Annotated in this window: 15 protein-coding genes and 1 pseudogene; 5 read left to right on the plus strand and 11 right to left on the minus strand. The window is 75.4% G+C overall.

Features of this window, described 5'->3' with window-relative positions:
* Window positions 1-66: 66 nt before the first annotated feature.
* Window positions 67-765, minus strand: a pseudogene (locus BMX74_RS04725) (MFS transporter); the annotation flags it as partial.
* Between the two features lie 99 nt (window positions 766-864).
* On the opposite strand from BMX74_RS04725, the gene BMX74_RS04730 reads away from it, so the two are divergent.
* Complete coding sequence (locus tag BMX74_RS04730) at window positions 865-1,314, plus strand: winged helix-turn-helix transcriptional regulator (protein WP_055501781.1); 450 nt, start codon at window positions 865-867, stop codon at window positions 1,312-1,314.
* 6 nt (window positions 1,315-1,320) lie between these two features.
* Here the strand turns inward: BMX74_RS04730 and BMX74_RS04735 are convergent, their stop codons facing one another.
* The 10 genes from BMX74_RS04735 to thrC form a co-directional block, all read right to left on the minus strand.
* Window positions 1,321-2,718 carry a carboxylesterase/lipase family protein gene (locus tag BMX74_RS04735; RefSeq protein WP_091098546.1) on the minus strand — a complete coding sequence of 466 codons (1,398 nt, stop codon included), beginning with the start codon at window positions 2,716-2,718 and terminating at the stop codon, window positions 1,321-1,323.
* A 43-nt stretch (window positions 2,719-2,761) separates the two neighbouring features.
* Complete coding sequence (locus BMX74_RS45405) at window positions 2,762-3,763, minus strand: VOC family protein (protein ID WP_063791952.1); 1,002 nt, start codon at window positions 3,761-3,763, stop codon at window positions 2,762-2,764.
* Window positions 3,763-4,107, minus strand: a complete 345-nt coding sequence (locus BMX74_RS04750; RefSeq protein WP_055501783.1) for an ArsR/SmtB family transcription factor — start codon at window positions 4,105-4,107, stop codon at window positions 3,763-3,765. Before BMX74_RS04750 ends, BMX74_RS45405 begins: the two co-directional genes overlap by 1 nt.
* 45 nt (window positions 4,108-4,152) lie before the next feature.
* Window positions 4,153-4,587, minus strand: a complete 435-nt coding sequence (locus tag BMX74_RS04755; protein WP_201784442.1) for a GNAT family N-acetyltransferase — start codon at window positions 4,585-4,587, stop codon at window positions 4,153-4,155.
* Window positions 4,588-4,615: 28 nt separating this feature from the next.
* Entirely contained in the window at window positions 4,616-5,227 is a 612-nt protein-coding gene (locus BMX74_RS04760; RefSeq protein ID WP_055501784.1) for an energy-coupling factor transporter transmembrane component T family protein, read from the minus strand.
* A complete protein-coding gene (locus tag BMX74_RS04765) occupies window positions 5,224-5,898 on the minus strand; it encodes an energy-coupling factor ABC transporter ATP-binding protein (protein ID WP_091098548.1) in 675 nt (224 codons plus the stop codon). Before BMX74_RS04765 ends, BMX74_RS04760 begins: the two co-directional genes overlap by 4 nt.
* Window positions 5,899-7,029, minus strand: a complete 1,131-nt coding sequence (locus BMX74_RS04770) for a thiolase family protein (RefSeq protein ID WP_091098878.1) — start codon at window positions 7,027-7,029, stop codon at window positions 5,899-5,901.
* A 72-nt stretch (window positions 7,030-7,101) separates the two neighbouring features.
* Complete coding sequence (locus BMX74_RS04775; protein WP_091098880.1) at window positions 7,102-8,469, minus strand: class I adenylate-forming enzyme family protein; 1,368 nt, start codon at window positions 8,467-8,469, stop codon at window positions 7,102-7,104.
* A 7-nt stretch (window positions 8,470-8,476) separates the two neighbouring features.
* A complete protein-coding gene (locus tag BMX74_RS04780) occupies window positions 8,477-9,091 on the minus strand; it encodes a biotin transporter BioY (RefSeq protein WP_055501787.1) in 615 nt (204 codons plus the stop codon).
* Window positions 9,092-9,224: 133 nt separating this feature from the next.
* On the minus strand, window positions 9,225-10,289 hold the full coding sequence (gene thrC, locus BMX74_RS04785) for a threonine synthase (protein ID WP_091098551.1): 1,065 nt from the start codon (window positions 10,287-10,289) through the stop codon (window positions 9,225-9,227).
* A 65-nt stretch (window positions 10,290-10,354) separates the two neighbouring features.
* Here thrC and BMX74_RS04790 point away from each other — a divergent pair, with 65 nt between their 5' ends.
* The 4 genes from BMX74_RS04790 to BMX74_RS04805 all read left to right on the plus strand — a co-directional run bounded on the left by BMX74_RS04790 (window position 10,355) and on the right by BMX74_RS04805 (window position 14,671).
* Entirely contained in the window at window positions 10,355-11,284 is a 930-nt protein-coding gene (locus BMX74_RS04790; protein ID WP_055501788.1) for a MurR/RpiR family transcriptional regulator, read from the plus strand.
* 58 nt (window positions 11,285-11,342) lie between these two features.
* Complete coding sequence (locus tag BMX74_RS04795; RefSeq protein WP_055501789.1) at window positions 11,343-11,792, plus strand: helix-turn-helix transcriptional regulator; 450 nt, start codon at window positions 11,343-11,345, stop codon at window positions 11,790-11,792.
* A gap of 5 nt (window positions 11,793-11,797) precedes the next feature.
* Window positions 11,798-12,208, plus strand: coding sequence for a VOC family protein (locus BMX74_RS04800; RefSeq protein ID WP_055503827.1), 411 nt, complete (start codon window positions 11,798-11,800; stop codon window positions 12,206-12,208).
* A 72-nt stretch (window positions 12,209-12,280) separates the two neighbouring features.
* A complete protein-coding gene (locus BMX74_RS04805; protein ID WP_055501790.1) occupies window positions 12,281-14,671 on the plus strand; it encodes an ATP-binding cassette domain-containing protein in 2,391 nt (796 codons plus the stop codon).
* Window positions 14,672-14,756 lie beyond the last annotated feature (85 nt).

Genomic DNA, 14,756 nt, shown 5'->3' on the forward strand with positions numbered 1-14,756 from the left:
GAACGCGGCGAAGACGAGCAGCGCGAGCACGCCCCTGGCCCGCAGCAGCGGCTCCTCGACGAACAGCATGACGGTGGAGCGCAGCAGCGCCGGGTACGAGGGCCGCCCTGGGCGGGCGCCGCCCCGCGGCGGCAGGGCGCGGCGGAGGGCCAGGGCGAGCAGGAGGGTCGCCGCCGCGGAGACGAGGTAGACCGCCCGCCAGCCCGCGACGTCGGCCAGCAGCCCGGAGACGGTGCGGGCCAGCAGGATGCCGACGACGACGCCGCTCGTCACCTGGCCGACGACGCGGCCCCGGCGCTCGGGGCCCGCCAGGGCGGCGGCGAACGCGACGAGCGACTGGGTGACGACCGCGAGGAACCCGACGGCCGCCGCCGCCGCGAACAGCGCCGGCGCAGCCCCTGCCGTGCCGAGGACGGCGAGCGCCGCCGCCAGCAGCAGCGACTGCGCCGAGACGAGCCTGCGCCTGTCGAGCACGTCACCGAGCGGCACCAGGAGGAGCAGGCCGAGCCCGTAGCCGGCCTGGGTGACGGTCACGACGGCGCCGACGGCGCCTTCGCCGAGCCCGAAGTCCTGGCCGAGGGTGGCGAGCAGCGGCTGGGCGGCGTACACGTTGGCCACGGCCGTGCCGCTCGCCACGGCGAACAGCAGGGTCGCCCCGCGCGACAGCCTGATGCCCGGCGCGGCGGCTTCTCCCGGCTCGCCCGCGCGCTGCCGGGCGGGTGGTGGCGGCGGGCTCTCGGGTGGTTCTGCGCGGCAGGCCGTCATGAGTGGCACTTCCCATCTGGTTTCAACTTGCTACCAGAAAGACCGTAGCCGGATTTGGTAGCATGTTGCAACCAGATGTCGGCGAGGAGGGACGCGGCCGTGGTGCGAAGGACCAGCTTCGAGGACAGCGACTGCCCCGTCGCGCGCTCGGTCGACGCCATCGGCGACTGGTGGTCGCTGCTCATCGTCCGCGACGCCTTCGACGGCAGCAGGCGCTTCGGCGAGTTCCAGCGCAGCCTGGGCGTGGCGAAGAACATCCTGTCCGCCCGGCTGCGCGCGCTCGTCGCGGGCGGGGTGCTCGAACTCGTCCCGGCCGCCGACGGCAGCGCCTACCAGGAGTACGCGCTCACCGCCAAGGGCCGGGCCCTGTTCCCCGTCATCGTCGCGCTGCGGCAGTGGGGCGAGAGCCACTTCTTCGACGACGGCGAGCCCCACTCCGAGCTGCTGGACCGCCGCGACGGGCGTCCGCTGGCCGAGCTGCGCGTCCACGCCGCCGACGGCCGCCCCGTGGCGCCCGAGGAGACCGTGGTGGCGAAGGTGCCGCGCTGACGGCACTCAGGCGGTCGCCGGGCTCCCCGGGCACTCCACGGAGGGGACGTCGTCCCAGACGCGGACGGCGGGACGGTCGGGGTGGAAGGCGGGCCAGCCGGGGTCGCCGGTGGCGGCGAAGCCCGTCCACGCCGCCCTGACCAGCCCGGACAGCTCCTCGAACCCGGCGGGCGGCGGGGAGCCGAGCAGCCGGGCGGCGTACCTGGTGGAGGGGGCGCCGAACACGAACGGCACGTCGACGCCGTGGCAGGCGCCCAGCGACGGGCCGCGCCAGGCGAACTCGTACAGCCAGGTGCGGCCGCCGGCGCGGGCGTGCGCCTCGGCCACCCGCAGGGTGGGCAGCCTGACCAGCGCGTCGGACAGCATGAGGGTGAACAGCTCGGCGTCGGGCGCGCCGGGGTGCGCGGCCCGGTAGGGGGCCGCGGAGCCGAGCCCGAGCGCCGCGGCCACCGCGTCGGGGTCGGCGCCGGTGAGGTCGGGGCCGGGCATGCCGCGCGCCTCCTCGGCGGTGTGGCCGCAGACCAGGTCCACGCCCGGGGCCGCCGCGGCCGCCGTCCACGGCGGGCCGGTCACGAACTCGCCGTCCACGACGGGCGCGGGCGTGAACGCGGGCGCGGCGTGCCCGGCCGAGGCGAGCACCGCCTGCTGCGCGGCGAGGAGCGCCTGGGGCGGCAGCGCGGCGAGACCTTCGAGGGTGGCGGGCGCCCCGGCGGCGCCGGCCACCGCCAGGGTGGCGGCGCGGGCCCGGTCCTGCTCGTGGCAGCCGTCGGGGACGCTCTGGGCGATCGCCCGGCGGAACAGGCCGCGCGCGGCGGGCGCGGCGGCGAGGAACACGGCCGAGGCCGCCCCCGCCGACTGCCCGAACACGGTGACGTCGCCCGGGTCGCCGCCGAAGGCGGCCACGTTGTCGCGCACCCACTCCAGCGCCGCGACCTGGTCGCGCAGCCCCCGGTTGCCGGGGACGCCGTCGAGATGGCCGAAGCCCTCGAACCCGAGCCGGTAGTCGAACGTCACCACCACCACGCCGGAGGCGGCCAGCCTGGCGGCGTCGTACTGCGGCATGGAGGAGGCGCCGATCATCCACCGGCCGCCGTACACCCAGACCATGACCGGCAGCCCGGCCCCGCCGGGGTCGGGCGTCCAGACGTTGAGCGTGAGGCAGTCCATGCCGTCGCCGGGCCGCCACGCGGCCGGCACGCCGGGCGCGGGGGCGGGCTGGGGCGGCGCCGTGCCGAAGGCGGTGGCGTCGCGCACGCCGTCCCACGGCGGCGGCGGGACGGGCGGCTGGAAACGCAGCGGCCCCTCGGGGGCGGCCGCGAACGGGATCCCCTTGAACGAGGCGACGCCGTCGCCATGCGTCCCCCTGACCCGCCCGTGACGGGTCGTCACCTCGATGTTCACCATGGCAGGACGCTAGGGGGTGCCGGGCCCCGCGACAAACCGGGCGTCAGGGGAGGGTGAGCTGCCAGGAGACGCCGAACCGGTCGTTGACCCAGCCGAACTTCGTGCTGAACCCGTACGAGCCGAGCGGCATCAGCGCCCCGCCGCCCTCGACGAGCGCCGCGTAGAGGCGGTCGATCTCGTCCTCGTCGGCGCAGGTGACGTACAGCGACATCGACGGGGTGAAGGTGAAGCCGTGCTGGATCTCGCTGTCGATGCACATGATCTCCTGGCCCGCCAGCGCGAAGGTGGCGTGCCTGATCTTCCCGTCGTCGGTGCGGGTGACGTCGAGCACCTTGCCGTCGGTGAAGAGCGAGACGTAGAACGTCATCGCCTCCTCGGCGTCGCCGTTCTGGAACATGAGGAAGGGTGTGATCTTCTCGGCCATCGTGGTCTCCTGTTCTCCCAGGTAGAAGGACGTGGTACGGCGGGCCGCGGCGGACGCCTGGCCCGCGGGCGTGCCCGCGGCCCTCGACGCCTCGTCCCAGGCCCGGCTGCTGCGGGTGATGTAGTCGCGGCCCTCCGGTGTCAGGTGCCAGGTCTCGCGTTCGCCGGGGCCGGGCAGGGGCCCGCCGGTCAGGTGCAGGTGGAGGCCGAGCAGCGCCAGGTCCCAGCCGACCCCGACCGCGCCGGGGCCGTAGCCGTCCCACAGCTCGGGCGGGACGGTCATGGAGTGCCGCAGCTCGAACAGGGTGCCGCCGTCCTCGGCCGACAGCCGCACCTCGACCTCCGAGTGGCCGTGGCCGTGCGTCTCCCCCGCCACCCAGCTGACCTTCAGCAGGCCGGGCGGGCGGCAGACGAGGATCCGGCCGCCCGCGTTGCCCTGGAGCTGGTACGTGCCTCCGGGACGCAGGTCGCCGGAGACCGGGGCCAGCCAGCGGCCGACGCGCTCGGGGTCGGTGCAGGCGTCCCAGACGTCCTCCAGCGGGGCGTCGTAGCGGCGGCGCAGGACGACGGCGGTGGGCTCGCCGCGCTCCACGGCGCGGTGGATCTCGTCGATCAGGTCCATCAGGCTTCCTCGGGTGTGCTGCGGCGCCCGCGTCTTCCGCGCGCCAGTTCGGTGGCCAGGGCGTCGAGCCGCTGGTTCCAGAAGCCGCGGAAGCGGTCCAGCCAGAGGTCGACCTCCTGCAGGGGCCCGGGCTCGACGGTGTACAGCCGCCGGGTGCCCTCGGCCCGCACGCGGGCGAACCCGTTGTCGCGCAGCACCCGCAGGTGCTGGGACACGGCCGGCTGCGAGATGCCGAACTCCCGCTGGATCACGCCGGTCACCTCACCCGAGCTCAGCTCGCCGTCGGCCAGCACCTCCAGGATCCGGCGGCGCACCGGATCGCCGAGGACGTCGAACGCGTGCACGACTCACTCTCTCAGTATTCGCTTATATAAGTCAAGGCTGGTATTTCAGGGGCTGACGTAGTGGTGGAGCAGGGCCGGCTCGCCGGAGCTGTCACGCCAGTCGGCGCGGCTGCTGCCGATCCTGCGCCAGCCCATCCGCTCGTACAGGGCGATGGCCGCGACACCCTCCGAGGAGACCTCCAGCCGCAGCGGGCCGCCCGCCGCGGCGCGGACGGCGGCGAGCAGCCGCCCGGCGAGGCCGCGACCACGGCCGGCGGGGGCGACGAACAGCCGGGTCACCTCGCCGTCGGCCGTCAGCCCGGCGTGGCCGAGCACGGCCTCCTCCTCCACCGCGATCCAGGCCCCGCCCAGCCCGGCAGGGGTGAGCCAGCGGGCCGGGTCCTGCGGCCAGTCCACCGGGTAGCGGTCGGCCGCGTGCACCAGGCGCAGCGCCTCCACGCATCCGTCCAGGTCCGCGGCGCTTCTCGGACGAATCATCATCAGGCCACCCTAAAGCTCCGGGAAGGGCTCAGTCGGCGTCGTCCAGGCCGCGGGCGCTGAGGGCCTCGCCGAGAGCGTCGGCGTGGCGCAGCGCGCCGACCACCAGCGGCACGGCGAAGGCGCGCACGCTGCGCTCGACGCCCCTGGCCCGCTGGGCCTCCCTGACGCGGACCGCCAGCCCCGCCACCACGGGCACGCTGCGCAGCGTCAGCGACAGCAGCAGCGACACCCGGAACGGGTCGAGCCCGACGACCCTCGCGACCGCCAGGCGCCGCTCCAGGCAGGCCATCAGGTCGGACGTCCGCGTGGTCAGCGTGACCAGGCCGGCCAGCGCCACCGCGAGCACGACGCGCAGCGTGGCCGTCACCGCGCCCTCGGGGCCGGAGAAGGCGAGCTGCACGGCGAACAGCGCGACGGCGAACCAGCGCACCGGCCTGACCTGCGCCCAGGCGGCGGCCCAGCCCACGCGCGACAGCGCGTACAGCAGCGCCACGACGGCCGCCGCCCCGGCCAGCGCGGCGGGCGTGGGCAGGAGCAGCAGCCCCGTGCAGGCGACGGCCAGGCCGAGCAGCTTGGCACCCGGGGGCAGCCGGTGCAGCGCGGACGACCCCGGCACGTACGCGCCGGTCAGCCCGTTCACGCCATCATCTTCCTGTAGTGCGCGATCGCGTCGCCCGGCGCGGCGTCGGCCACGACCCGCCCCTCGTCCAGCACCAGCACCCGGTCGAAGCCGGCGAGCAGGTCGAGGTCGTGCGTGACGGCCACGACCTGCTGCGGCAGCTCGCCGAGCAGCTCGGCGACCTGGCGGGAGTGGCGCAGGTCGAGCAGGGTGGTGGGCTCGTCCATGACGAGGATCTCGGGTTCGAGCACGAGGACGGAGCAGAGGGCGAGCAGTTGCTTCTGCCCGCCCGACAGGTGGTGGGCGGGGTGGTCGGCGTGCCCGCCGAGCCCGTACCTGGCCAGCACCTCGCGCACGCGCCGCTCGACCTCGTCCCTGGGCAGGCCCTTGCGGCGCAGCGAGAACGCGACGTCCTCGGCCACGGTCGGCATGACGATCTGCGCGTCGGGGTCGGTGAACAGGAACCCGACCGAGCGCCTGACCCTGGCGGCCTGGCGGCGGGTGTCGAGCCCGAGCACGGTCACGCGGCCGGACGTGGGCAGCGCCAGGCCGTTGAGCAGCCGGGCGAGCGTGCTCTTGCCGGAGCCGTTGGCGCCGATCACGCCGACGCGGCGCTCGGCGAGGGTGGCGGTGACGCCGCGCAGCACGTCCCGCTGCCCGAGGCGGACGTGGACGTCGGCCAGCTCGATCACTCAGACCACCTCGAACAGGGCCGCGACGCCGAGCCCGCCGCCGACGGCGGCCGTGGCCAGGCCCAGCGTGCCCGGTTCCGCGCCGCCCCTGACGAGCCTGCTGAACAGCCTGGTGACGACGACGGCGCCGGAGGCGCCCCACGGGTGGCCGAGCGCGAGCGCCCCGCCGTCGGCGCACACCCGGCCGGAGTCGGCGCCGAGCGGGTCGAGGCCGAGCGCGTCGGTGACGGCGAGCACCTGCGCCGCGAAAGCCTCCACGATCTCCACCGCCTCGATCCGTGCCATGTCCACCCCGGCGTGCTCCAGCACCCGCCGCACGGCCGGCACCGGACCCCACCCCGGCAGCCCGGGGTCGCAGCCGACCACGGACCCGGCGACCAGCCGCAGCCCCGGCAGCCCGGCGCGCAGCCGTTCCGGCACGACGGCCACGGCCGCCGCGCCGTCGCTGATCGGGGAGGAGTTTCCGGCCGTAACTGTACCTTCCGGTACGAACGCCGCGGGCAGCCGCGCCAGGAACGCCGGACGCAGCGGGCGGGGCCGCTGGTCGTCGGCGCGCCCGGCGACCGGCACGATCTCCTCGTCGAAACGGCCCAGCTCGCGGGCCCTCAGGGCCTTGGCGTGGCTGAGGCAGGCGTAGGCGTCCTGGCGCTCGCGGGTGACGGCGCGGGCGGCGGCCAGCGCGTCGGCGGCCGGGCCCATGTCGGGGTCGGGGTGCCCCGGGGGCGCGAAGGGCGCGCGCGCGTACGGCTCCGCCGCCCCCCGCAGGTTGCGCAGCGGCGCGGTGGACGCGCTCTCGACGCCCCCGGCGATGACGAGGTCCATCTCGCCGGAGCGCACCGCCTGCCCGGCGACCAGCACCGCGGCCAGGCCGCTGCCGCACTGCCGGTCCACGGTGAGCCCCGGCACGGCGTCGCCCAGCCCGGCGGCCAGAGCGGACACGCGCGCCACGTTCCCGCCCGGCCCCATGCAGTTGCCGAGGACGACGTCGTCCACGGTCCGGCCGGGCACCCCGGCGGCCACGGCGGCGACGACCGGCGCGGCGAGCCGGTCGGCCGTGAGCGCGCGGAACGCGTGCCCGGCGGTGCCGATCGGCGTGCGCGCGGCGGCGACGACGACCGGCCGGTTGTCCATGCTGTGCCGCTCCATCTCAGATCACGTCCAGGGTCGGATCGGCGGCCGGGTGCGGGCCGCGCGCGATGCGGGTCACGTCAGCCGCCTCAGGTCGGGGTCGCCGCCGGCCAGCCGGGCCGCGACGAGGGCGCGGGCGGGCTTGCCGGTGGGGGTGCGGGGCAGGCTGGGCAGCGCGTACCAGCGGCGGGGGCGCTGGGCCGCGTCGAGCCCCGCTCTGGCGGTGGCCTCCAGGGCGGCGCGCGGCGGCGGCGACCCGGCGCTCTCCACGATCGCGGTGACGACGGCTCCCAGCTCGGGGTGCGGCGCGCCGACCACGACGACGTCGCCCACGCCGGGCACGGTCCTCAGGACCTCCTCGACGTCCTCGGGCACCACGGTGGCGCCGCCCGTCTGGATCGCGCCGTCGCCGCGCCCGCGCACCCGCAGCACGCCTCCCCCGTGGTACGGCTCGGCCAGGTCGCCGACCGTCGTCCAGCCGTCGCCGTCGCGGCGCAGCGGGCCGCCGGCGCCCGCCAGATAGCCCTCGGCCAGCCAGGGCGAGCGGGCCCACACCTCGCCCAGCCGGTCGCCGTCGCGCCCGCGGACCTGGATCTCGACGCCGGGGAAGGCACGCAGGCCGTGCCCGTCGGGGTCGGCGGCGACGAACGACAGCTCGGTGGCGCCGTAGTACGCCAGCAGGCGCACCCCTGCGCGCCGGGCGCGTCCGCGGGCCCCGGGCGGCAGCGCCGCGCCGCCGACGGCCGCCGCGCGCAGCCGTCCCGGCCGCTCCAGCAGGGCCGGCAGGCGGTGCGGCACGGTGTGGACGGCCGTCGCCTCCCCCACCCAGGACGCGGGAGGCCGCCCGCCCGCCAGGAGCGCGGTGGCGCCCACGGCCAGGCTGTGCAGGGCGGCGAAGGCGTACAGCGAGGAGACGAGCGGTCCTGGCACGAGGACGACGTCGTCGCCGCCGATGCCGGCCAGCTCCGACAGGTGGGGGAAGGAGTCCGTCCACGAGGCGCGGGTGCGCAGCACCGCGCGGGGCCTGCCGGTGCTGCCGGAGCTGAAGCAGGCCCAGGCCAGGTCGGAGGGCGCGGGATCGGCGCCGGGGAAGGCTCCTGCGAGGGGGCCGGGCGCGGCCGGCAGGGGCTCGCGGACCAGGACGGCCACGGGGGCGTCGCCCGCGACGCGGGCCCAGCGGGCGGGGTCCCAGGCGGGGTCGCCGACGAGGGGCGTGGCGCCCGCCAGGTCGGCGGCCAGGACCGCGGTCACCAGCTCGACCGGGTCGGCCAGGCCGAGCGCGACCAGCGCGCCCGGCGCCGCGCCGCGCCGCCGCAGGCGGGCGGCGGCGCCGCGGACCCGTTCCGCGAGCGCGGCGTAGTCGAGCCCGCCCGCCGGGCCGCGCACGGCGAGCCGGTGCGGACGCTCCCTGGCGTGCCGCATGACGTGTGCTGCTACGGGCATCGGCTGGTCAGCGCCCACCCGCCGCGCGCACCCGCTCGCGGTGCACCGCGGGCACCGCGTCGGGGTAGGCCCGCTGGGTGCCCCTGGCGACGAGGGCCGTGATCACGGCCTTGGCGATGTCGCCGGGCAGGAAGGCGGCGCTGAGCAGGATGGTCTTGCCGAGGGACAGACCGGTGATCGCGGCCTGCACGGGGATGCCGAACAGGTAGATCACGCCGACGCCGCCGACGAGGCAGGCGGCGACCAGCCGCACCAGGCCCGGCGTCCGGCCGCCGCGCTCGACCAGCCATCCCGTCACCGCGGCGCCGGGGAGCCAGCCGATGAGGAACCCGGCCGAGGGCAGCGCGAAGACGCCGAGCCCGCCCCGGCCGCCCGCGAGCAGCGGCAGCCCGGCCGCCACGAGGACGAGGAGCACGGCCACGGCGAGCGCGCCCCGCCAGGTGCCGAGGATCGCGCCCGCCAGCATGACGCCGAACGTCTGCAACGTGATGGGGACGGCGTTCCCGAAGACGTTGATCGAGCCGGGCAGCCCCAGCACGGCGATCAGCGCGGCGAACACCGCGACGCGGGCCAGGTCGGAGGTGGGGAACCGGCGGACCTGCCGGTGAGCTTCATCCTTCATGGGGTCGATCCCACACCACGAGCGGCGGTGCAGTCATGGAGGTATCCGACAACTTTCCGCCTCCACCTCTGGAGAGCGATCGTCGCAGCCGCCCATCGGCGCGGACCCGGCGGCGAGAGGACGCCCAGGCCGGTCAGGCGGCCAGGCGCAGGGCGCGGGCCACGTCGGTGGTCGCCGCCGACGTCCCCACGGGCTCGTAGCCGCCGCGCAGCGAGGCGTCCAGGTCCTTCAGCCCGTTGCCGCTCAGCGTGACGACGATCCGCAGCCCCGGCTCCAGCAGGCCCCTGCGGTGCCGGTCGAGCAGGCCCGCGACGCCCGCCGCCGAGGCCGGCTCGGCGAACACGCCGTCCCTGCGGGCGATCAGCCGGTACGCGTCGAAGATCTGCTCGTCCGTCACGGCGGCGATGAGGCCGCCGGAGTCGTCGCGGGCGGCGACGGCGCCGTCCCAGGTGGCCGGGTTGCCGATGCGGATCGCGCTCGCGTCGGTCTGCGGCGCCGCGACCGGCGCGCCCGTGACCAGCGGGGCGGCGCCCGCCGCCTGGAAGCCCCACATGCGCGGCAGCCGTGCGGACAGGCCGGCCTCGCGGTAGGCCAGGTAGCCGCCCCAGGTGGCGGTGATGTTGCCGCCGTTGCCCACCGGCAGGCAGTGGACGTCGGGCGCCTCGCCCAGCGCGTCGACCACCTCGTAGGCGACCGTGCGCTGCCCGGCCAGGCGCAGCTCGTTGCCGACCGAGTTGACCAGCGTGACGGGGTGGTGGGCGGCCAGCTCGCGGGCGATGCGCAGGCAGTCGTCGAACGTGCCGTCCACCTCGACGATCGTGGCGCCGTACCGGACGGCCTGGCTGAGCTTGGCGAGCGCGACCTGGCCGCTCGGCACGAGGACGGCCGCGCCCATGCCGGCCCTGGCGGCGTACGCGGCGGCCGACGCGCTGGTGTTGCCGGTGGAGGCGCACACGACCGTGCCGGCCCCGGCCTCGGCGGCGCGACTGATCGCGACCGTCATCCCGCGGTCCTTGAACGAGCCGGTGGGGTTGGCGCCCTCCACCTTCAGCCAGACGTCGCAGCCGGTCAGCTCCGACAGGTGGGCCGAGCGCAGCAGCGGGGTGTTGCCCTCGTTGAGTGAGACGGACGGGGTGGCGGCGGTGACGGGGAGCCAGCGCCGGTAGCGGCTGTCGATGAGGCCGTGCCAGGTGCTCATGCCAGCAACCGTAACATTCGTTTCGTCGAACGCCGCAACCGGCTGTTGGTGTAACATTTGTCATTGTGGGAAACGAACAGGTCGCGGCCAGGCTCGGCGCCGTCTACCCCGAGCTGCCGCCCGGCGAGCGGGCCGTCGTCCGCGTGCTGCTCGACGACTACCCGTACGCGGCGCTCGGCTCGCTGCGCGCCCTGGCCGAGCGGGCGGGGGTGAGCCCGCCGACCGCGTCCCGGCTGTTCGACCGGCTCGGGTTCGGCGGCTTCGCCGACTTCCAGTCCGCCGTCCGCGCCGACGCCCGCCTCCAGGACCGCTCGCGCCTGCACGAGTTCGTCGCCGCGGCCGGGGAACCCGCCGAGGAGCGCACCGGCGAGCCCACCGAGGAGCCCACCGAGGAGCCCGCGCGGGCGGGTCACACCGGCCGCGATTCCCTGCGCGGGCCGGCCGGCGTCCTCGGGGCCGCCGAGGACCTGCGGCGCGGCCTGGACGTCACCCTGGAGGCCGTCACCGGGCCGCTGGTCACCACGGTCGCCGCCCTGCTCGCCGAGTCGCGCTCGGTGTGGGCGCTCGGCGGCCCGCTGAGCGAACTGGCCGCCGAGTACCTCGTCAGGCAGCTCGCCGGCCTGCGCTCCGGCGCGCACCGGGTGCCGGAGAGCCCGTCCGCGCGGGCCCGCGCCCTGCTCGACGTCGGCCCGTCCGACCTGGTCGTCGCGTACGACTTCCGCCGCTACTCCCCCGGCACCGCCCGGTTCGTCCTGGCGGCGCGCGAGCGGGGCGCCCGCCTGGTGCTCGTCACCGACGCCTGGGAGTCCCCGCTGGCGCCGGAGGCGCACGCGCTGGTGCGGCTGCCGCGCGAGGCCGCCGGGCCGATCGCGCCGCTCACCCACGAGATCGCCGTGACCGAGCTGCTGCTCGTCGCCACGGCGTCCCGCCTGGCCCCCGCCGCCCGCCTGGCCGACCTCGACGCGCTCACCCACGCCCTGACCCGGCCCGAGTAGGGCTCCCGCCGCCCTCGCCGGAGAACCCCGGCGGCTCCCGGCGACGTACGATGCCGAGGTGACCAGCACATCTGCCCAGGAACAGCACCTGCGCGACCTCGCACGGCTGCGCCGCGTCCGCGACAGGATCGACCGCGAGTACGCGCAGCCGCTGGACGTCGAGGCGCTCGCCCGCGGGGTGAACATGTCGGCCGGCCACCTCAGCCGGGAGTTCCGGCGCGCCTACGGCGAGTCCCCGTACTCCTACCTCATGACCCGGCGCATCGAGCGCGCCATGGCGCTGCTGCGCCGCGGCGACCTCAGCGTCACCGACGTCTGCTTCGCCGTCGGCTGCCAGTCGCTCGGCACGTTCAGCACCCGCTTCACCGAACTGGTCGGCATGCCGCCCAGCGCCTACCGGCGGCAGGCCGCGAGCGCCGCGGCGGGCATCCCCTCGTGCGTCGCCAAGCAGGTGACCCGACCGGTCAGGAATCGAGAAGCGCAGGTCAAGCAGCCCCGGCTAGCGTGAACGCCATGGACATGAACATTCACTCCACCTTCCTCCCGCACGACGACCCCGACGCCTCCCTCGCCTTCTACCGCGACGTCCTCGGCTTCGAGGTCCGCAACGACGTCGGCTACAACGGCATGCGCTGGATCACGGTCGGCCCCGCCGAGCACCCCGAGACGTCGATCGTCCTGTACCCGCCGGCGGCCAGCCCCGGCATCACCGACGACGAGCGCCGCACCATCGCCGAGATGATGGCCAAGGGCACCTACGGCATCATCGTCCTCGCCACCGAGGACCTCGACGGCGTCTTCGACAAGCTGCAGGCCGGCGACGCCGAGGTCGTCCAGGAGCCGACCGAGCAGCCGTACGGCGTCCGCGACTGCGCCTTCCGCGATCCGTCCGGCAACATGGTGCGCATCCAGCAGCGGCGCTGAGCAGCCGTCCGGTCCACCGCTGCCCACCCCGCTTCGGCCGAAGGCGGCCCTCCCCCATCGATGGAGACACAGATGAGCATTGCCACGAGCCAGGACGCGCAGCGGTCCGCGCCGCACGTCGCCGACGTCCACGATGTGATCCGCGTGCACGGCGCGCGCGAGAACAACCTCAAGGACGTCGACGTCGAGATCCCCAAGCGCCGGCTGACGGTGTTCACCGGCGTGTCCGGCTCGGGCAAGAGCTCGCTGGTGTTCGACACGATCGCCGCCGAGTCGCAGCGGCTGATCAACGAGACCTACAGCGCCTTCGTGCAGGGTTTCATGCCGACGCTGGCGCGGCCCGAGGTCGACGTGCTCGAAGGGCTGACCACGGCGATCATCGTCGACCAGGAGCGGATGGGCGCCAACCCCCGCTCCACGGTCGGCACCGTCACCGACGCCAACGCGATGCTGCGCATCCTGTTCAGCCGCCTGGGGCAGCCGCACATCGGCTCGCCCCAGGCGTTCTCCTTCAACGTCGCCTCCATCAGCGGGGCGGGGGCGGTCACGCTGGAGCGCGACGGGAAGACCGTGAGCGAGCGGCGCGACTTCAAGATCACCGGCGGCATGTGCCCGCGCTGCGAGGGCATGGGCTCGGTCACCGACCTCGACCTGTCCCAGCTGTACGACGACTCCAAGTCGCTCGCCGAAGGCGCGATCACCGTCCCCGGCTACAAGGCGGACGGCTGGATGGTGCGGTCGTTCACTGAGTCCGGCTTCCTCGACCCCCACAAGCCGATCCGCGACTACACCGAGCAGGAACTGCACGACTTCCTCCACAGGGAACCGCTCAAGGTCAAGATGAAGGGGATCAACGCCACGTACGAGGGCCTGATCCCACGGATCCAGAAGTCGTTCCTGTCCAAGGACGTCACCGCGCTGCAGCCGCACATCCGCGCCTTCGTCGAGCGGGCCGCCACCTTCACCGCCTGCCCCGACTGCGGCGGCACGCGGCTGAGCGCCGCGGCCAGGTCCTCCACGATCAAGGGGGTCAGCATCGCCGACGCCTGCGCGATGCAGATCAGCGACCTGGCCGCGTGGGTGCGCGACCTCGACGAGCCGTCGGTGGCGCCGCTGCTCACGGCGCTGAGGCACACGCTCGACTCGTTCGTGGAGATCGGCCTCGGCTACCTCAGCCTCGACCGGTCGTCGGGCACCCTGTCGGGCGGCGAGGCGCAGCGCACCAAGATGATCCGCCACCTCGGGTCGGCCCTCACCGACGTGACGTACGTGTTCGACGAGCCCACCGTCGGGCTGCACCCGCACGACATCCAGCGCATGAACGACCTGCTGCTGCGGCTGCGCGACAAGGGCAACACGGTGCTGGTCGTCGAGCACAAGCCGGAGGTCATCGAGATCGCCGACCACGTCGTCGACCTCGGGCCCCGCGCCGGCGCCGCCGGTGGCGAGGTGATGTTCGAGGGCACCGTCGACGCGCTGCGCGCCAGCGGCACGCTGACCGGGCGGCACCTCGACGACCGGGCCTCCCTGAAGCCGTCGGTGCGCACGCCGTCGGGAGTGCTGGAGGTGCGCGGCGCCGCCACCCACAACCTCCAGGACGTCGACGTCGACATCCCGCTCGGCGTGCTGGTGGTCGTGACCGGCGTGGCAGGGTCGGGCAAGAGCTCCCTGATCCACGGCTCGGTCTCGGGCAGGGACGGCGTGGTGTCGGTCGACCAGACCCCGATCCGCGGCTCCCGGCGCAGCAACCCGGCGACGTACACGGGGCTGCTCGACCCGATCCGCAAGGCGTTCGCGAAGGCCAACGGCGTGAAGCCGGCGCTGTTCAGCGCCAACTCCGAGGGCGCCTGCCCCACCTGCAACGGCGCCGGCGTCATCTACACCGACCTCGCCATCATGGCGGGCGTCGCCACCCCCTGCGAGGAGTGCGACGGGAAGAGGTTCCAGGCGTCGGTGCTGGAGTACCACCTCGGCGGCCGTGACATCAGCGAGGTGCTCGCGATGTCGGTGACCGAGGCCGAGGAGTTCTTCCGCTCCGGAGAGGCCCGCACGCCCGCCGCCCACGCCGTCCTCGACCGGCTCGCCGACGTCGGGCTCGGCTACCTCAGCCTCGGCCAGCCGCTCACCACGCTGTCGGGCGGCGAGCGGCAGCGGCTCAAGCTCGCCACCCAGATGGCCGACAAGGGCGGCGTCTACGTCCTCGACGAGCCCACCACCGGCCTCCACCTGGCCGACGTCGAGCAGATGCTCGGCCTGCTCGACCGGCTCGTCGACTCCGGCAAGTCGGTCATCGTGATCGAGCACCACCAGGCCGTCATGGCGCACGCCGACTGGATCATCGACCTCGGCCCCGGGGCCGGGCACGACGGCGGCCGGATCGTCTTCGAGGGCACGCCCGCCGACCTCGTCGCCGCCCGCTCCACCCTCACCGGCGAGCACCTCGCGGCCTACGTCGGCGCCTGACCCCGCACCCGGGCGGGGGCGGGCCCCACCACAGGCTCGCCGCCGCCCCGGGCCCGGCCCGATTCCGGGACGGGCCCGGCCCCGG

The organism is Nonomuraea pusilla (assembly GCF_900109355.1).
In the GTDB taxonomy this organism is placed as follows: Bacteria; Actinomycetota; Actinomycetes; order Streptosporangiales; family Streptosporangiaceae; genus Nonomuraea; species Nonomuraea pusilla.